The sequence below is a fragment of the Denitromonas iodatirespirans genome, from assembly GCF_018524365.1.
Lineage (GTDB): Bacteria > Pseudomonadota > Gammaproteobacteria > Burkholderiales > Rhodocyclaceae > Nitrogeniibacter > Nitrogeniibacter iodatirespirans.
In genome coordinates, this window is sequence record NZ_JAEKFT010000003.1 from 142077 (window position 1) to 161389 (window position 19313).

Sequence of the window (19313 nt, forward strand, 5' to 3'; positions counted from 1 at the left end):
CGATTGTGCTGGCCGTCATGATTCGTTTCCGCTCTTCCGTATTCGCTCTCGGTGTGTTCTCCGCCATCGTGCCGGGCTGGGCAGGGGCTTCGACCTCGGGCGTTGTCATCAGCCAGGTGTATGGGGGCAACGGCAGCGTCTACAGTGCTGACTACGTCGAATTATTCAACGCCGGCAGCGTGCCGGTCGTGCTCGACAACTGGTCGATCCAGTACGCGAGCGCCACCGGGACGGGATCGTTCAGCAACAACGGTATCACCACGATCAACACCACCTTGCAGCCGGGCCAGTACTTTCTGGTGCAACTGGCCTCGGGCGCGGGTGGCGCGGTCTTGTCGCCGGATCTGGTGGGGGCGGGCACCAACCTGTCGTCCTCGAAGGGCAAGGTGGTGCTGGTGGACAACAACGCCGGGCTGGCCTGCAACGGCGGTAGTGCCGTGTGCGATGTCGGGCAGCTGGCGCAGATCGTGGACCTGGTCGGGTACGGCAGCGCCAATTTCCACGAAGGTAGTGCCGCGGCGCCTACGCTCAACAGTTCGCTGGCCGCGCTGCGTGGCGGCGCCGGTTGTGTGGATACCAATGCCAACAATGCCGATTTCAGTGCGGCGACACCGACGCCACGCAACAGTATGAGCGCATTCAATGTGTGTTCGGGCGGGAGCGGCCAGCCCGTGGTGCCGGTGTGTCCGGCAAGTGTGAGCGTGGCGAGCGGGACGGCGCTGAGCGTCGGTTTGTCCGCGAGTGATGCCGACAGTATCGTCAATGGCGTGTCCTTGCTTTCGGTTGTGCCGGCCAGTGCCGCGCTTTCGTTGGGTGCGCTCACTCCGGCAGGTGCGGATGGCGGTTCGGCAACGGCGAGCCTCGACGTGGCCGGTAGCGCGTTTGTGGGCAGCTATGCCGCGACGGTGGAATTCACCAACGATGATGGTCAGAGCGCGACCTGCGCGGTCGGCATCACGGTGACGACGGCCGGCGGCAGCTATACGCCGATTTTCACGATTCAGGGCAGCGGTTCGCTCAGCGCCTACGATGGCCAGGTGGTGACCACCCGGGGCGTGGTGACCAAGCTGACCAATGCCGGTTTCTTCATGCAGGATGCCACTGGCGACGGCAATACCGCCACCTCCGACGGCATCTACGTCTATACCTCGACGGCGCCGACGGTCACGCTCGGGCAGGAAGTGGAGGTGACCGCCACGGTGGACGAATACGATGCCAGCAACGGCGCGAGTGCGCTGGCCTCGGCCAACCCGATCACCGAGTTGAAGAACGTTACCCAGAGCGTGGTGATCGGCACGGGCAGCATCGCCCCGCGCGTGATCAACTTGCCCGAAGCCTTCGATGGCGAACTGGAACAGGTCGAGGGCATGCTGGTGACCATCGGCACGCCCATGACCGCCTCGCAGAACTATTTCCAGGGCCGCTACGGTCAGGTCACGCTGGGGGCCGGCGACCGCCTCTACAAGCCGACCATGCAGTACCGTCCCGGCACCCCCGATGCCATCGCTGCACAGGATTTCAACAACCGATCGAGCATTCTGATCGATGACGGCAGCAGCCTGCAGAACCCCAATCCGATCCCCTACATCGGCGCCGACAACACCTTGCGCGCCGGCGACACGGCAAGCACGATCACTGGCGTGATCGACTACGGCCTCGCCACCAGTTCGACCAATGGCATTGCCGACTGGCGCATTCAGCCGACCACGGCAATCACCTTCGCCCGTGCCAATGTCCGCCCAGCGGCGGCGCCGGCGGTGGGCGGCAACGTCAAGGTGGCCAGCTTCAACGTGCTCAACTACTTCAACGGCGACGGGCTTGGCGGCGGTTTTCCGACCTCGCGTGGGGCCACTACGGCCATCGAATTCACCCGCCAGCGCGACAAGATCATTGCTGCTATCGACACCCTGAATGCCGATGTGGTCGGGCTTGAGGAAATCGAGAATGATGGCACGGGCAGCACCAGTGCCATTCAGGATCTGGTCAACGGGCTCAATGCCGTCGCCGGAGCCGGCACTTACGCCGTCGCGCCGCAAGCGCCGACCGGTACCGGCAGCGACGAAATCAAGGTGGCCATTATCTACAAGCCGGCCGTGGTCGACCTGATCGCCGGCACCAACCTGTCGGACACCAGCGCCATTCATGACCGCCCGCCGGTGGCACAGGGCTTCTCGCTCAAGGCCAATGGCGAGAAATTCTCGGTGGTGATGAACCACTTCAAGTCCAAGCGCTGCAATTCGCCGACCGGTGGCGATGTCGATGCCGGCGATGGTCAGGGGTGCTACAACCACCGTCGCACACTGCAGGCGACTGAACTGCTCAACTTCATTGCGACTGTGCAGGCGGCCTCGGCCGACAACGACGTGCTGGTGATGGGCGACCTGAATGCCTATGGCAAGGAAGACCCGGTCTACACCCTCGAAACCGGTGGCCTGGTCAACGAGTTGGCCCGCTTCGAAACTCATCCATACTCATACGTGTTCGATGGCGAGGCCGGCTCGCTCGATCAGGCGCTGACCACCACGACGCTTTCGGCTCAGGTCAGTGGCGTCTCGTCCTGGCATATCAACGCCGACGAGCCCTCGGTGATCGACTACAACACCGAGTTCAAGCCGCAAGACTTCTACGCGCCCGATATGTACCGCTCGTCCGACCACGATCCTATCCTTGTTGGCTTGACGCTCGGGCCGTTGGACGTGCAGAGCATCAGCTTCGCGTCGCCGGGCGATCAGCTCCTTGGCACCGGGTCGCTCAATCTGGTGGCGACGGCCAACTCCGGTCTGCCGGTGAGCTTCACCAGCCAGAGCGCCGGCGTGTGTGCCGTCAATGGCAACACGGTCACCCTGATTTCCGTTGGTGAGTGCAGTGTTGCGGCCAACCAGAGCGGCGGCTCGGGCTACGCGCCGGCGGCCGACGTGGTGCACACCTTCGCCGTGCGCAACGCACAGAGCATTGACTTTGCTGCGCTTGGCGATGCGACGCTCGACACCGCGTCGCTGACGCTGGTGGCATCGGCCACATCCGGCCTGCCGGTCAGTTTCGCGAGTACGACACCGTCGGTGTGCAGCATTGCGGGCACGACGCTGACCCTGCTTGCCCAGGGCAACTGCAGCGTCACGGCCACGCAGGTGGGCAACAGCAGCTATGCCGCCGCGACGCCGGTCAGCCAGAGCTTTGCCATTGCTGCCGGTGGCGTGGGGGGCGGGGAGGATGGTGATGTGCCGATCCCGCTCTGGGCGCTGGGCTTGCTTGCCGCCGGTTTGCTCGGCGCGACGCGCCGTACGGCTTGATATCTGCTGAACCTGCACGCGCCGGGTCGGCGATGGACGCTTGAGCCGTCATGCACCGGACAGGGGGACCAACTTGCGTAGCGTTTGCGAATTCCCGATGCCGCGTAGGGTCGGCTTTAGCCGACCATGGCGGGTTGAAACCCGCCCTACAAGGGACGCGACAATTGCAAAGCAGACCATTGGTGGTCTGCTTTGCAAGTGAAGAAACGGAATGAAAACGGCGGATTTCCGTTCGTGGCAAGGCGCGAAGCGCAGCAATATCGCCCCGGGGGCAAGCATATTGCGTTGGTTGTTGATGACACTGCTGATCGCCAGCATGCCCGCACGCTCCGCATCCCTGGACGACCCCCGTGTTGCCGCCGAACTCGAGGCGGGGCGCGCGCAGGGGGTGGTGGTGCAGTTCCGCGAGTTGCCTGCTACCGCGCGCACCTTGCGCGATGCCCGCGCAGTGGTGGCCAACCGGGTATTGGCCCGTCTGCCTGAGTCCCGGTTTGTGGTGCGGCGCAGCTATCGTGAACTTCCCATGCGGGCGCTCACCCTGCACGACAGTGCCGCGCTCGCCCAGTTGCTGGCGGATCCCGACGTTGAAGCGGTGTTCGCCGACAAACCCTTGCACGCGCATCTGCTCCAGTCGCTACCGCAGATCGGCCAGAGCGACGTGGTCGACATCATGGGGCGGCAAGGGGCCGGCAGCGCGATTGCCGTGATTGATACCGGGGTGGACTACACGCAGAGTGAACTTGGGCGTTGCAGTGCTCCCGGTGCGGGGGGCGCGTGCCGCGTGGTTGCCGCCTACGAAGCCGCGCCCGATGACGGTGCGGCGGACGCCAATGGCCACGGAACGAAGGTCGCTCTCACGGCTGCAGCCACCGCCCCACAGGCGGACATCGTCGCCATTGACGTTTTCGACGACGCCACCGCACTGAGTTCCGACATCATCGACGGTATCGACTGGGCGATCGCCAACCGAAGCGCCTACAACATCGTCGCCATCAACATGAGTCTGGGTGATGGGGTCGAGCACGGCACACCCTGTAGCAACCGCTTCCTCGACCCGTTCGTGACACCTGTACGCAACGCCCGCAATGCGGGCATTGTGGTCGTGGCCTCGTCGGGCAACGACGGTTTCACGGCAGGCATTGCCAGCCCGGCCTGTGTGGGCGAGGCCGTGTCGGTGGGTGCCGTCTATGATCGCACCGGCGGGCAGGTGGCGTGGTCGGGCTGTACCGACGCGTCGACGACGGTTGATCAGGTGACCTGCTTCTCCAACAGCGGCGCGCCGCTCGACCTGCTCGCACCCGGCGCGATGATCACCGTGGGCGGCTCGACCGTGGGCGGCACCTCTTTCTCTGCGCCTTTCGTGTCGGGGGCCGTCGCCGTGCTCAAGGCGCAGTTTCCTGCCGAGACGCCGGCGCAGATCGAAGCGCGCATCGTCAATGGTGGCGTGCCGGTGATCGACGGGCGCAATGCGCTGGTGCGCCCCCGGCTCGACCTGCTCACGGCCCAAGGGGCGCCGGACAACGATGACTTCGCCGCCGCGGCCGCACTCACCGGCACGGCGGGCAGCGCAAGTGGATGGAACTTCAACGCCACGGCACAGAATGGCGAGCCGCTACATGCCAGCGCGACCGGCGCCACCTCGGTGTGGTGGACCTGGAGCGCGCCGGCCGACGGCTCGCTGGCGGTCGACACCGCCGGCAGTGCGCTCGACACCTTGCTGGGCGTCTATCAAGGTGTCGCGGTGAGCGCGCTTACCGAGGTCGGCAGCGACGACGATGGCGGCAGCGAAGGGACGAGCGCATTGTCGATCGACGTATACGCCGGAGAGGTCTATCGCATCGCCGTGGATGGCAAGAACGGTGCGCAGGGGGCGCTGGCACTCACCTATGCTTACACCGTTGCACCGCCCAAGGCAGATGTTGCCGTTACGCTGAGCGCCGCGCCGGACGCGGTGGCGGTCGGCGATGCCGTCACTTTGACGGCGACGGTGTCGAACGGTGGGCCGCAGGGGGGCGCCGACGTCTTGCTCACCGTCACACTGCCCGCTGAACTGACTTTTGTCGGTGCACCGACAGGCTGTACGCATGCCGCAAGTGTGGTCGATTGCGTTGTGGGCACCCTTGCCATTGGTGCCGTGCAGGAAGTCGTTGTCAGCACGAGGGCGGTGACTGCGGGCCGTGTGCAAACCGCTGCTGCGGTGGGTTCGGCCACGACGGACCCCGTCGTATCGAACAACACGGCGAGCGTCGACACGAGCATCGCTATTGTCGGCGCCGCCGACGATGCGGACGTGCCGTTGCCTGCATGGGCGCTGTGGGCACTTGGAATGGCTTTGCTGGCGGGCGCCCGGCGCGGCCGATGACGCAGACCGACCACAGCGGCACTGTCGTTCTGCCTGTCATCATCCTGTGATCAAATGCCGGGAGCATTCGTTGTTCCCATTCACTGAAGACGACGAACTCATGGAACAGGCTTCGGCAAACCCGGAAGTTCGGTCGGCCGACCGGAAACGCGACATCCCGCCCGCACGCCCGCTGTGGCAGGTTCTGGTGATCTTCGTTCTCGTATTCGCGCTCGCGCAGTTCGCGTGGCGCGAAGCGAGAGGTGGAGCCGTGGAACGGTTGGTGGTGCACACGGCGACGGTCACCCCCGCCGTGGCGGCCGTCAATTTCATCACGCCGCAAGCCGATGCCCGCGCTGAGGGCGCACGCATCAAGGCCGCGGGCGGCGGCCTGAACATCCTCAACGGCTGCGAAGGCACCGAGGTGATGTTTCTGCTCATCGCCGCCTTTGTCGCGGTGCGCATGAGATGGCGGGCGAGGGCGGCCGGCCTGGCGCTCGGGCTGGGCCTCGTCTTCGTGCTCAATCAAGGCCGCATCCTGGCCTTGTTCTACGCGTTCCGCTCGAATCGGGAACTGTTCGATCTGCTGCACACGACTATTCTGCCGGTGGTGCTGGTCGCCCTGGTCGCACTCTACTTCTATGCCTTTCTCCATGGCCGCCGCCCCCGTCTGGCCTAGGCCTTGGCGGGTCGCCATCGGCCTGTCGCTCGGCTTTGCAGCGGCGTTGGCCATGGCGGCCGTGTGGGGTGCCGGGTTCATCGAACTGCTGCTGCCGGTGATCGGCAAACTCATCGTATGGCTCGACGAGCGCTTCGCCATCCTCGTCCTGTCCATCGACCATACGAGTCAGGATACCGTGGTGCGCCTGCGGGTCACCTTGACGCAGATCGTCGTCGTCGGCGGCATCCCGACCCGACCGGACCCGAAAGGTTGGCTGGAGGTCACCACCACCACCGGCGCCATGCTGCAGCCGCTGGCGATTGCCTGTGGCCTTGCCGTCGGGTGGCCGGGTGCGCTGCGCATGCGCGCCGCCCGCCTGGGCATTGCATCCCTTGCCGCGCTCGCCTTTCTGTTTGTCGATCTGCCGATCACTCTGCATGCCTACATCTGGGACATGTTCGTCGACAACTACGAACCGGGCCGATTTTCGCCCATTCTGATCTGGCATAAAGCGATGCACGACGGCGGGCGGCTCGGAGCGGGGGTGCTGCTTGGGGCGTTCGCGATCGCCGTTGCTGGGCATGCGAAGCACAGGATTTCGGACATGCCGGACGATTGCACCCAAACGCCCGCCGTTCGGGCATCTGCGCCGGAATAAATCTCACGAAGGGTATAGCACTAACGACATAGGCATAGTCCGATCGACTCAACGAACCCACCTGCAGCATCGTGCGGGCGTAATGACGGGAGGCTAGCGTTGCGAGGTTTCCGACATCCCGGACCGCCACCATGTCCTCGCTGCACAGGCCCCGCATCGCCGCCACGTCGAATGCCCCCATCGGGCTGCTCGGCGCCACCTCGAAAGGCCTCTCAGATGGCTGCGCCATTGGAATGACGCATCCGGGCATTGGCCAGATTCGGTGCTCGGCCGACCGTTTCCTCCCACGTGCGAACTCAAGGATGTGTTCATGAAGTCCAAGCCCGCGGCGAGTGACTCGCCGACCAGCCGGCAGCGACGCGCCTGCCGCACGGTAGGCCACTCGGTGCTGACGCTGGCCGCTGCGCTGACGGCGCTAGCCGTCGGCGGCCCGGCGCTCGCCGGCACCTACGCCGCGCCCGCGCAGCGCGCCGCCGACTGGCTGGAAGCCCAGCAGGACGCGAGCGACGGCAGCTGGCGAGATAGCGCCGAGGTGCGCACCTTTTTGCAGAGCACCGAAGCGGTGCTGGCCTTGCATCAGGCCAACCGCCGCCGCGGTCCCTACTACGCTGGCCAGACCTGGATCGAGAACCACGACCCGCAGAACCTAGACGCCCTTGCCCGCCGGCTCCTGGTACTGCGGGCCACCCAGTCGAGCGCCCAGCAGGATATCGACGCACTGCTGGCCGCGGTATCGACACCCGCGGCCGGCCAGTCGGGTTGGGGTCTGGCCAAGCGCTACCGCGCTTCGCCGCTGGATACTGCCTTGGCGCTGGACGCGCTTCGCACCGTCGGCGCAACCTTCTCCAGTACCCAGGCCATCGCCTACCTCAAGGCGACCCAATTGACTCCGGCAGGCGATCAGGGCTGGCCCACGGCAGCAGACAGCACCACGGATGCCTACACCACCGCCCGCGTGGTGCAGGCCCTGGCGGCCTACAAGGGCTCGGACCCGTCCCTTGCGGCACCGCTCGCCAATGCGGTGGCCACGCTCAAGGCCAAGGTCACCACGTCCTCGGCGCCGCACGTGCGCGCCGCCGCCGCCTTGGCTTACCTGCGCATGGACCCGGCTTCGAGCGATACTGCGGTTCTTCTCGACTCGCTGAGTGCCGTCCAGCGCGCGGACGGCGGCTTCGATGCGGGCGTCTTCGCCACCGGGCTGATCGCCCAGGCTTTCTCGGCCGCCGAGGGGGTGGGCGCGACCGTGAGCCGCGAACGTGTCGACGTGACCGACGCCGCATTGCGCACGGCCATCAACGACGCGCTCGGGCGCGGCGCGATGGATCAGCTCAACCAGGGCGAGTTGTCGCAACTGACCACGCTGGACATCTCGAACCTCGGCGTGACCAGCCTCGAGGGCCTGCAGTACGCGGCCAACCTCACCACACTCTACGCGGCCAACAACGCCATCAGCGACACAGGCCCGATCGACGGGCTCGCCAGCCTCACCACCACCGACCTGAACGGCAACCCCTGCGCGGGCTGCACGCCGGTCGCCTCCGACGACGGCGACGTGCCCATCCCGCTGTGGGCGCTGGGAATGCTCGGCGCGGCGCTGATGGGCGCGGTCGGCCGAGCGGGGCGACCCGGCCAATCGGGCCGCTCGGACGCATAAGGGAGATCGCACATGCACCCCCCCCCTCGGTACCCGGTCCTGACCGCGCTGCTGGCCTTGTTGAGCCTGGCGGCCACCTCGGCGTACGCAGCCGAGCGCCCCGCACAAGCACCTGCCGCGGCCCGCGAGGCGGCCGTGCGCACCCTGAGCCCGGCGCAGATAACAGCCATTCGCGCCGTCGGCCGCAACGTGCTGGCCGCCAAGAAGAGCGCCGCCGAGGATGGTGCGGACGCCGCCCAGCTGTCCAGGCTGCGCGCCAGCCTCGATGCCGTGATCGCCGCCGATCTCGACCCGCGGAACCGCACGCCAATTACCGTGCAGGGCGAGGAAAGCGGCGCGCAACGCAAGGCCCGCCAGAGAGTCGCCAGCCTGCGCGAATCGGCCCGGGCCGACGCCCGCGCCGTGGCCGCGCAACTGCGCAGCCGTGGCGAACTCAAGGCCGCCCACGCACGCAGCGCGCCGGAGCAGGACACCCGCTCGGCGGGCCTGCCCATCGGCGAGCAGCGCGCACGCCTGTTCGAACGCTGGACGCAGAAACTCGATGCAGCGCTCGCCGATGACGGCGCGCAGCGTGTCGTGCAATTGCGTGAATTGCAGGAGCAGCTTCGCCCCACCAAGGGCCGTGTCAGCGAAGCCCCGCTCACCCACGGCACCCCCACGCTGCAAGCCATGCCGGCAGGCTTTATGCCGCCGGGCAACAGTGGCGACAACGGCGCAGCCAAGGAATAAGGCAGATGAAGATGCCCACCCATCCCATCCAGATCTTGCGCTGCATGCGGGGATCACTCGTCTCGCTCGCCTGCCTGAGCCTGCTGGCGGTGAGCGTGAACGTTCAGGCCCAGGTCGTCACCGAGTCCCCTGAAGTCGTGTACTCCGGCTCCGACGCCCAACCGCTTCTCGACAAGGCCACTCAGCTCGGCACCGCCGTGGCGATCTACGAATACGTCCACAACACCATCGAGCACTCGCCCTACCACGGCTCGCGCTCCGGCTCGGTCAACACCTTCCTCGGCCAGCGCGGCAGCGACGTGGACATCGCCACCGCCTTGATCGCCATGCTGCGCTCGCAGAACATCCCGGCGCGCTACGCCGTGGGCACGGTGCGCATCCCGGCCGCGCAACTGACCAACTGGCTGGGTATCCCGCAGCTCGACACCGCCGTCGAGGTGCTCAAGTCCCAGGGCATCCAGGGCGTCACGCTCGCGGCCGATCGCAGCACGGTGGACCTCGAGCACGCCTGGGCCGAGGCGTTCGTCCCCTTCGACCAGTATCGCGGCATCGACACCGTGAGCCCCGCCATCGACTGCAGCCAGGCTGCCTCCGCCTCCCGCTGCACCTGGGTGGCACTGGATGCGAGCTTCAAGCAGAAGACCTACAACAATCTCAACCTCGACCCCTACGACGCGGTGAGCTTCGACTACACGGCCTACTACAACGCCATCAAGAACGATGACGCCGCGCGTCGCGACAAGAACCCGCTGACGATTCTCGAAGATCAGATCGGCGAATGGTTGCGCACCAACCACTCGGGGATGACGCTCGAAGATGTGGAGGACGCGGGCACGATCATGGAGCTACGCGAAGGGCTCCTGCCTGCCTCACTACCGTACCAAGTCGTCGGCGGCATCCGGCGCTACGACACGGTAGCCACTCACGACGCTACGGTGCCGGGCACCGAGCCTGAGAAGTGGGGCAAGACTTTGCAGGTTCGCGTCTCATTTATCGTCCCCACTTCGGGCGGCGGAAACATTGAGCTTTCTTCTTCTGCCCCACCGACCTTGCTGGCGGAGCTTGCAACCAAGAGGCTGACGCTGACTACCGAATTTGTAGGTGCCAGCAATACGCCGAATATGGTGATTCGATTGGGCGGCGTGGAGGTTGCCCGACCGATCAGCGGTGTCGGCACCATAGGTGGCTACATCCCCTATATCGGTGACCCTTTCACCATGACGGTCTCCATGGATGGCGCTCCGGGAGTAAGCGGAGGCGCCGATCGCAACATCACCGCAACTTACTCGGGCATCATCGGCGGCTACTACCTGCTGGCAACGGGCGGCGAATCCTCCAACTGGTCGCAGGTACATCGGGCGGCAGACCAACTCCTGGCCGCCAACGCTCAATACAAGATCGTCTTCAACCCGGGTGAGGCGGCCTGCCAAGCCGATGGCGTCAACTGCACGCCCTACGTCGATGCCAACGACAACGGCTGGGATGCGTCCGATACGGTGCTGCTCGAAGACAAGCCTGCGCTCGATGCCCTGACCGGTGGCTTGCTGTACGTGGGTGCCACCCAGTATTACGCGAAAATGCTTGAGCAATTCGACCGTGCCGACCGCGTGATGAAGACCCGGACGCCGGTGATCGGCTTTCTGGGCGTGGTCAGCTCGGTGTACGAGGCCGAGTACATCGACGGCACGGCCTTCTCGATCCTGCCCGGCGGGCTGCTCATCGACATGAAGGGCATCACCACCGGCGGCTCGTATCGCACCAACGAATCGGCCGTCACGTACTCGAACCGCCAGTTCGAGTTCCTCGCTCACATCGGCTCGTCGCTGGAGCACGAGATCTGGCAGGAGATTACCGGCTACGACGCAGTATCAACCGTGCGCGGTATTCAGATGGCCCTGGCGAACGGCGCAAGCCTGCTCAACCCGAAGAAGATCGCCTCCAGCGACACCTTGCCGGGGCTCTATCCGTCTTTCGGGTTCAGCACCACGGCCCCGCCCGGCTTCAACTACACGCCGCTGACCGTTTATTCGACGGCGCCCTCGACCTGGACTCATTCGACCAGCGGCAGTGCCTTCGACACCTTCCTCTCCACCGTCGACACCGGCACCGGTGCCACCCAGAAGCTGTTGGCCACCTACAGTTATTCGCCAAGCACCGGCCTGTACGCATGGTCGGAATGCGCCGATTATTGGGAAGGGCAGTTGCAGGCTTTCTACAACGCCAACGGCAACATCTCTATCTCGCCAATCGACCTGTGCAACCAGACTTTCTCCGGCCCAGTGCTCACGGTGATCAGTCAATTCCAGAGCTACTGGAACAATACGATCATTCCGAGCCAAATCGGTCAGACCTATTTTGACTACTTCGACCGCAACAAGGGGTTCACGACCACCGGCCGAGTTTATCGCACCACCCCAGCAGCTAACGATGCTCACGATACGCTGACTGTCGTCAGCATCCGCAACGACCTCAATCTGCGCGATATCGCCCAGTCCTGGATCGAATACCTGATCCCCTCCAAGCTGACGACAGGCGCCACTTATCGCTTCTCGGTCATGATCCGCAAGAGGTATGACGCCGCGAGCAACGATCTCGTCAGCATGAGCATGGAGATCGCCAACCGCAGCCTGAGCGCGGGCGGCGGCTATGTGGGCCTCCCCGGCGCCGCGGCTGCGGCCGACAACACCAAGCAAGGGAACTGACATCATGCGCCGATCCCATCACCTCGCCGCCAACCCATGGGCTCCCTTCCCGGTGCGCCACCGCCGCAGCCTCGCGGCCATCACGCTGGCCTGCTTTGTGCTCACCAGCATCAGCCCGGCGTTCGCTGGCGGCTACGTCGACGGCAACGTGGTGCTCAACCCCGCCCGCGCCATCAACACCGGTGCGGTGTCGGTCACACCCACCTTCAACAACGACCAGTTCAACGACCAGCTGCTGGTGGGCACCGTGAACAACGACCCGGTGCGCACCCCCAGCACCGCCGACCCCATCTCCACGGTCAGCGGCAACAACTACCACGACGAAACCGACTTCGTGATCCGCGGACGCAACGGGCTGAACACCGTGTTCACCCGCACCTACAACAGCGCGCCAAGTTCGACCAAGGCGGACCGGGGTCTGGGCTACGGCTGGGTGCATAGCTACATGATGCGTCTGGTCGCCAACGACTTCGGCAATTGCCCCAACTGCACCAGCGCGCAAGCGGCCGAGAACGGCAACACGAAGACCAGCTCGATCACCTACACCGACGAGCGCGGCGGCGAACAGAACTACCTGGTGGACGAGACCACCTACGCCGTCACCGCGCCCAAGGGCGTCTATGACACCCTGACGCTGGACAGCCCGGCGGCCGGCCAGCACACGCTTGCCTTCCGCAATGGCGTCAAATACATCTTCGAGACCCCCTCGGGCACCCTCAAGACCACGCCCGACGTGGTGGCGCGCCTGAAATACATCGACAACGCCTGGGGCGACCGGCTCACGCTCGCCTACGACGCCAACGGGCGCCTGTCGTCCGTCACCGACAACCTCGGCATCGCCGGGCGCACCGGCATCGCCTTCACCTACGACACCAACGGCCGCCTGAAGGATGTCAGCGACTGGACAGCCCGCAAGTGGAGTTTCGCCTACGACAGCTCGGGCAACCTGCAAAGCCTGACCAACCCGCTCTCGCAGGTGCTCACCTACGGCTACGACGCACCCAGGCATCTGCTCACCAGCATCGCCAAACCCCTGCAGCGCGACGGCAAGACGGTACAGACGAAGTTCAGCTACTACCAGAACGGCCGCACCTTCCAGCAGACCAACAGCTTCGACGTGGGCGACACGCTCGACTACGACCTCTACCGCAAGAGCACCCGCGTGACCGACGCGCGCGGCTACGTGCGCGAATACCACTACGACGACAACGGCCGCATGACCAAGCTGGTCGAGCCCGATGGTGGCGTGCTCCTCTTCGACAACCAGGGCGACGCGATCCGCAGCAAGAAGTACGACGCCCTGGGCTACGCCACCAGCTACAGCTACCGGCTCGACCGCGCCTTCACCGGCACGTCCGATGTCTTCGGTAACGTCACCCGCGAGCAGGACGCCTTGAACCGCACCGTGGACATGAGCTACGGCCCGCTCGACCAGGTGGTAACCACCAAGGACAAGCGTGGGACCACCAGCACCACGACGTTTGCCGCCGCGACCTCCGGCTGCGACTACACCAACCGCCCCAAGGAAACGCGCATCAGCGCCTTGTCGGGCAGCAGCAACGTGCTGCTGGCCAGCCTGTGCTGGAACGGCAACGCCACGCTCAACACCTCGCGCCAGTACCTGGATGCCACCCGCTACCGCGAAACCCGCCTCTCCTACACCGACAACGGCCTGAACGTCAGCCAGGCGCAGATCGTCGGCATGCCCTCGGGTGTCACGGTCACCAGGACCACCACCTACGACAGCCTCGGCCGGGTCAAGACCGAGACCCTGAAGCGCCGTACCAGCCCGACCAACGCCGCGCTGATCGACCTGACCACCCGCTACGACTACGACGCGCTGGACCGCGTCATCAAGGCCACCGACAGCCTCGGCAACGAGGTCATCAACAGCTTCGATGCCAACGGCCAGCTGTGGAAGGTGACGCATCAGTTCAAGAAGCCCGACGCCACCTTCGAGGTGCGCGACGTGCTCACGCGCACCTTCGACGCCGCCGACCGCGTCAAGACCGAGACCGACGCCGAAGGCAACACCACCACCTACAGCTACGACGAGGCCGGCAACGTGATCGCCGTGCTGGACGCCGAAGGCCACACCACGCGCTTCGAATACGACGCGATGAACCGGCGCACGGCCGTGATCGACGCCACCGGCTACCGCACCGAGACCAAATACTCCCAGCGCGGAGACGTGGTGGGCATCACCAACGCCAACGGCGAGACGGTGCGCTTCGAGGTCGACGCCCTCGGCCGCAAGACCGCCACGGTGGACGCCAAGGGACATCGCAGCGAGTACCGGTACGACGAGAACGGCAACCTCACCTGCGTGATCGACGCCAACGCGCAGGCCGCTCTGCAACCAAAGAACAGCGACGGCTGCACCGAATCCCGCCAGTACGACGAGTTGAACCGCGTCACCCGCATCCTCGACGCGCTGAACGGCGAGACCCGTTTCACCTACGACCTCACCGGCAACCGCCTCACCGTCACCGATGCCGAGAACAAGACCTGGTCCTTCGCCTACGACGACCTGGGCCGGCTGAAGAGCGAGACCGACCACAGCGGCAAGAGCATCGCTTACAAGGCCGACGAGGCCGGCAGCGTCTTTGAAAAGACCGACCGCCTCGGCGAGGTGACCCGCTACAGCTTCGATGCGGCCAACCGCCTCATGCGGGTCGACTACCTCGTCGACGCCAGCGCCGAGACCTATGCGTACGACGCCGCCGGCAACCGCAGCGCGGCGGCCAACGGATCGGTCAGCTACAGCTTCCAGTACGACCGCCTGAACCGGCTGACGAGCAAGACCGACAGCCGCGGCCGGAGCTTGAGCTTCACCTACGACGCGGTGGGCAACATCCTCACCAAGACCACCTACCAGGGCAGCACTACGGCCTACGTCTACAACGCCGCCAACCGGCTGGTGATGCTCAGGAACCCCGACTACACGCAGGTCGACTACCAGTACGACCCGGCCGGGCGGCTGCTGAGCCGGGTCACGGCCAACGGCGCGCGCGAGACGCGCACCTTCGATGCCAACGGCTGGCTCGAATCGCAAAGCCAGTTCGACGCAGCCGGCTCCACCGTCTCGGCGACTACCTACACCCGCGACCGCGTGGGCAACATCCTCACCACCGACGACGGCGCGGGCACCGCCAGCTACGCCTACGACGCGCTCTACCGCCTCGAGACCGCCGACCATCCCGGCACGGCCGATGACGAAGCCTTCGGCTACGACAAGGTGGGCAACCGCAAGACGGCGACGCGCGGCAGCCTGACGCCGAACGCCAGCACCCGCTACTACAGCTACACGGCCGGCACCAACCGGCTGGCCAACGTCCGCATTGGCAGCACGAGCGGCACGGTCGAGGCGAGCTTCACCCACGACTTCGAAGGCCGGCTCACCAGTCAGAGCGGGGTGGGCGCCAAGACGCTCACCTGGGATGCCAAGGGCCGGCTGTGGACGCTCACCGACGGCAACGGCACCGAGGTCTACGAGTACGACCCGATGGACTACCGCATCGGCAGGAGCGGCGGCGTCCTGGGCAACCGCGACTACTTCCTCGAAGGCGAGCACCTCGAATCGGTCTATGCCGGCGGCGTGCTCAAGGAGAAGTACTTCCGCGGCAGCTCCATCGACGAGCTGGTGGCCGCGTGGATGGAGGACACGGACGGCAAGACGAAGCCCTATCTGTTCCATCACGACAACGTGAACAACGTGACGGCGGTGACTGGGCACAACGGCGGCACCTCGCAGGCGATCGCTTACAGCGCCTTCGGAAAAACCGTCTCCAGCACCGGCGCCAGCCCGAACCGGTTGAAATACACCGGCCGCGAGGATGACGGCTCGGGCTTGTACTACTACCGGGCGCGGTACTACGATCCGGTGATCGGGCGGTTCATCTCGGAAGACCCGATCGGCTTCGCCTCCGGGGACATGAGCTTCTATGTCTACGCGGGGAACAATCCGGTCAATGCGAATGATCCGACGGGGTACGTCAGATGGGGCGATGCTCTCAGTTCTGGCCTAGGGATGCTCTCGGGTGGCGCCGGAGTGATAGTTGGAGGCGCAACGACACTCGGTGGGGGTGCGTTGCTCGCAGCCCCAGAACCCACATTTCTGACAAAAGTTGCTGGGGTAGGCGCAGTTGGCTTTGGCACCGCATTGGTGGGTAAGTCTTCGGCAGATTTTACTCTTAATGCACAGAATTTCATTAGCGCCTTACGCGATCAGCAACCAAGTGTGCCATCAAGCCTGTTTGAGCTAGGTGCAGGATTGGCCTATCCGGGCAATAGGGATGCACAGCTATTGGCAGTGGCGGGCAACCTCACGATTGACCTTGCAAGCGGAAGAATTCCTGTCGGCGTCATTCCTGATTTGGCGACTGTAGGTAGCGCGCTTCAGTCAAACAAGCTCGCAAGCTTCTCCGAGCTAACCAACTTTCGGGCTGCCTGGCAAGGCACCGAGTACCTACCAGTGAGTGTGGGAGCCCATGGCTCGTCGCTTATCACCAACGCTGTCGACGCTTTGCAACTTTCTGCTACGGCGCAAACAGCTATGGCAAACTACGATTCAGTACTCGAAAACGTATCGTCAAGCTGGGCTGGAGGCGGGTTTCTTTTGTACCCCAACAAGGCAAATTCTAATATGACGCAATCAGTATATGCAAAATAGTGATGCTTGATTTCTTCAGAGGCGTGCATGATTCAACAAGTCTTCTTGCAGCGGGATGGGCGCTTATTGCCGTCGGTATCGCTTTTTTCTTGCTAGGGAAATCCGATCATCTGCATTCGATTCTAGACATTCAAGCCCGAATCTACAGAAAACATTCTAAGTCCGGCTTAGAGGCTGCAAGCAAGGTAAAGTTGCTTCGAAATAGTGCGTCGCAGAGATTGCCAGTATACGGCCTAGCCATGGTTGCGCTCGGCTTGATTATCCTGTTGAGCCAGTACTTCTGATCTGAGATTGTCAGTAGCAGTTTCGCGGCGGGGGTTGCGGGCGGTGGAGTTCTGCTCTACCCCAACAAGGCGAACACCAGCATGATGCAATCGGGATACTCAAAATAGTGGGCCACTCTCTATCCTTGCTTGCGATTAAGTGCACTGATCCCGATAGCGCTCTTTCCGAGTTCGATATGGTCCGTACAGGGCAATCTTGTCATTGCGCATGTGCGCCCCTGTCTGGATATGCGTTGCCCGGTGGTTGGTACCTCGTGGTTGCCACAAGATGTAACCACCGTTTTCTCAAACCGCGTGAGCTTGAGCGCGTGTCAACAAAGTACCCAGTAGTTGCCTGCTCGATTGAAGAACATGTCATGTTTAGCTCAGCTGAGCAATGGGCTGACGGAACTTTGTTATGGCGCGCCGAACACGTCGGTGAAAATGCAGGGCGATTGCACCTACTTGGCATATTTATAAGTCCTCGAGCAACAAAGGACTTGTGCACAGCGTAAAAATCCCGTCCACTCTCGTCTTTTGGGCGACCGATGGGAAAGACGCTGGTGGAACACCTTGCCGTAATCGAAGACCCGCGCCGCGGGCGCGTAGCGTATGACTTGACGGAGATACTGGTGATCGTCACCTGTGCGATGTTGTCCCGTCCAACCGTCCAAATAGCCTCTCGCGTCGCCCGCCGAGAATCGCGAGCGGCGGATTTCACCTCCGCGTCATCGTTTGAACATCATCCCGTCATCGCACCGTCACCCCACTGACATTTCAAGCCATCCCGAACACCGGCGACCCAAGCTGCCGCCCCGTCCGCGCGCACCGAGACGAGCAAACCCCTGGACACCTCGCGCCCCTGTCCGATCCGCGACCTCGGCAACCCGCTACAACAAATAGCGCTCCCCCAGCAACAAACCATCCCAGGCGCTGAACCACCGCCGCAGACGAACGCGCCGTTTGAGCGGATCGACCCCGCGCCACACCTCCGACGGCGTGCACCCGTCCAGATTCTGATGCGGACGCACGCGGTTGTACCAGAAGCGGAAGGTCGCCAAGTCTTTGTCCAGTTGCGCGCCGTCGAGCACAGGGCGTAGATCGAGCCGATCCTTGAGCGTGCCGAAGAAGCGCTCAATGCGTCCGTTCTGCCATGGGCAGTGCAGTTCGGTGCGCGTAAGCCGCAACCTGTAGGGCGTCACAAGCGAAGCGCATCGCGCCGCATGTCGTAGCAACGCCAATTCGAGCAGCGCCTGCAGCCTCGATGGCCTCAACGTCAAACGCCAGTTCCAGGCCAGTTTCGACGACTTCGGCCGCAAGCTGACCGAAACCGACGCCCTGGGCAACACCTGGCGCTGGAGCTGGAACGCACACAACGAACTGATCAGCAGCCAAAGCCCGGAACAGGCGCTCGCGAGCCAGAGCACCGGCTACAGCTACGGCGCGGCCGGCATCGATGGCGAAACGCAAGGCCTCATCAAGCAGCGTGTCGTGCCCGGCGCGCAGAGCGGCAGCTACCGCCGCGATGCGCTCGGGCGCATCACCCAAGTCGATACCAAAGACGGCGCGGGCCTCGGCATCATCCGCTACGACTATACCTACGATGCCGCCCACCGCATCCAGACAGTCACCGACAGCCGCGCTGGCAAAACCCTCACCTACACCTGGAGCCCCGGCGGGCGCCTGTCAAAAGTCGAGGACTCGGACGGCCACAGCACCAGCTACGCCTACGACGCCGTCGGGCGCCTGGCCACCCTCACCGCCCCCAACGGCCAGAACATCGGTTTTACCTTCGACGCCGGCGGACGCCTGATCGAACAGAAGCTCGACGCGGGGCTACGCACCACGCAAAGCTGGTACGAGGACGGCAGCCTCGAGAACAGAAGCAATCTCCACGGCACGACGACAAAGTCCAGCCACAGCTACACCCTGGACGCCCAGGGCCGCCGCGCCACTCAATCGGAAAACGTCGCCGGCAGCATCAAGGTGTCCCGTCCAACCGTCCAAATAGCAATCAGCGTCGCCCGCCGAGAATCGCGAGCATCGGATTTCACCTCTGCGTCATCGTTTGAACATCATCCCGTCATCGCATCGTCACCCCGCTGACATTTCAAGCCTTCAAAACAGCGCCCGCCACGCCAATCATCTCGCCGCAGTAGCGCCAGACGACCGAAACCTTGGACACCCGGTGCCCATCACCAACACACGCTTCGGCAACCCGCTACAACAAATGGGCACCTCGAATAACCCGAGATTTTCAGTGAATCCCGCCGCACAACGATGATCGCGACCGAACTCGGCTCAATTTCTTTGGCAAATCGCCGCCTTTCGCAGCCGCGTTGC

11 protein-coding genes are annotated in these 19313 nt (G+C 64.2%); 10 read left to right on the forward strand and 1 reads right to left on the reverse strand.

Going from position 1 to position 19313, the window contains the following annotated elements; all coding sequences use genetic code 11:
- Window positions 1-17 precede the first annotated feature (17 nt).
- The 9 genes from I8J34_RS03600 to I8J34_RS03640 all read left to right on the forward strand — a co-directional run bounded on the left by I8J34_RS03600 (window position 18) and on the right by I8J34_RS03640 (window position 16991).
- Window positions 18-3290 (forward strand): ExeM/NucH family extracellular endonuclease, encoded by a 3273-nt coding sequence (locus I8J34_RS03600; RefSeq protein ID WP_214360002.1) that lies wholly within the window; start codon window positions 18-20, stop codon window positions 3288-3290.
- Between the two features lie 211 nt (window positions 3291-3501).
- On the forward strand, window positions 3502-5652 hold the full coding sequence (locus I8J34_RS03605) for a S8 family serine peptidase (RefSeq protein ID WP_214360003.1): 2151 nt from the start codon (window positions 3502-3504) through the stop codon (window positions 5650-5652).
- Window positions 5653-5722: 70 nt separating this feature from the next.
- Window positions 5723-6310: an archaeosortase/exosortase family protein gene (locus I8J34_RS03610; RefSeq protein WP_214360004.1), complete on the forward strand. Its 588-nt coding sequence runs from the start codon at window positions 5723-5725 to the stop codon at window positions 6308-6310.
- Window positions 6285-6950 carry a hypothetical protein gene (locus I8J34_RS03615; RefSeq protein WP_214360005.1) on the forward strand — a complete coding sequence of 222 codons (666 nt, stop codon included), beginning with the start codon at window positions 6285-6287 and terminating at the stop codon, window positions 6948-6950. The genes I8J34_RS03610 and I8J34_RS03615 overlap by 26 nt, the downstream gene beginning before the upstream one ends.
- A gap of 310 nt (window positions 6951-7260) precedes the next feature.
- Window positions 7261-8604 carry a prenyltransferase/squalene oxidase repeat-containing protein gene (locus I8J34_RS03620; protein WP_214360006.1) on the forward strand — a complete coding sequence of 448 codons (1344 nt, stop codon included), beginning with the start codon at window positions 7261-7263 and terminating at the stop codon, window positions 8602-8604.
- A gap of 12 nt (window positions 8605-8616) precedes the next feature.
- A complete protein-coding gene (locus I8J34_RS03625; RefSeq protein WP_214360007.1) occupies window positions 8617-9333 on the forward strand; it encodes a hypothetical protein in 717 nt (238 codons plus the stop codon).
- 5 nt (window positions 9334-9338) lie between these two features.
- Entirely contained in the window at window positions 9339-12035 is a 2697-nt protein-coding gene (locus tag I8J34_RS03630) for a transglutaminase-like domain-containing protein (RefSeq protein WP_214360008.1), read from the forward strand.
- 4 nt (window positions 12036-12039) lie between these two features.
- The gene (locus tag I8J34_RS03635; RefSeq protein ID WP_214360009.1) at window positions 12040-16707 is read left to right on the forward strand and encodes an RHS repeat-associated core domain-containing protein; all 4668 of its coding nucleotides are present in this window, start codon (window positions 12040-12042) and stop codon (window positions 16705-16707) included.
- Between the two features lie 2 nt (window positions 16708-16709).
- Window positions 16710-16991, forward strand: coding sequence for a hypothetical protein (locus I8J34_RS03640; RefSeq protein ID WP_214360010.1), 282 nt, complete (start codon window positions 16710-16712; stop codon window positions 16989-16991).
- 869 nt (window positions 16992-17860) lie between these two features.
- Here the strand turns inward: I8J34_RS03640 and I8J34_RS03645 are convergent.
- On the reverse strand, window positions 17861-18397 hold the full coding sequence (locus I8J34_RS03645; RefSeq protein WP_214360011.1) for an integrase core domain-containing protein: 537 nt from the start codon (window positions 18395-18397) through the stop codon (window positions 17861-17863).
- A gap of 64 nt (window positions 18398-18461) precedes the next feature.
- Between I8J34_RS03645 and I8J34_RS03650 the strand changes: the two genes are divergently transcribed.
- The gene (locus I8J34_RS03650; RefSeq protein ID WP_214360012.1) at window positions 18462-19076 is read left to right on the forward strand and encodes an RHS repeat domain-containing protein; all 615 of its coding nucleotides are present in this window, start codon (window positions 18462-18464) and stop codon (window positions 19074-19076) included.
- Window positions 19077-19313 lie beyond the last annotated feature (237 nt).

Coding starts and splice junctions, on each gene's coding strand:
- I8J34_RS03625 (WP_214360007.1), top strand. CDS start 8,617: ATGCACCCCCCCCCTCGGTACCCGGTCCTGACCGCGCTGCTGGCCTTG.
- I8J34_RS03630 (WP_214360008.1), top strand. CDS start 9,339: ATGAAGATGCCCACCCATCCCATCCAGATCTTGCGCTGCATGCGGGGA.
- I8J34_RS03605 (WP_214360003.1), top strand. CDS start 3,502: ATGAAAACGGCGGATTTCCGTTCGTGGCAAGGCGCGAAGCGCAGCAAT.
- I8J34_RS03640 (WP_214360010.1), top strand. CDS start 16,710: ATGCTTGATTTCTTCAGAGGCGTGCATGATTCAACAAGTCTTCTTGCA.
- I8J34_RS03615 (WP_214360005.1), top strand. CDS start 6,285: ATGGCCGCCGCCCCCGTCTGGCCTAGGCCTTGGCGGGTCGCCATCGGC.
- I8J34_RS03620 (WP_214360006.1), top strand. CDS start 7,261: ATGAAGTCCAAGCCCGCGGCGAGTGACTCGCCGACCAGCCGGCAGCGA.
- I8J34_RS03635 (WP_214360009.1), top strand. CDS start 12,040: ATGCGCCGATCCCATCACCTCGCCGCCAACCCATGGGCTCCCTTCCCG.
- I8J34_RS03600 (WP_214360002.1), top strand. CDS start 18: ATGATTCGTTTCCGCTCTTCCGTATTCGCTCTCGGTGTGTTCTCCGCC.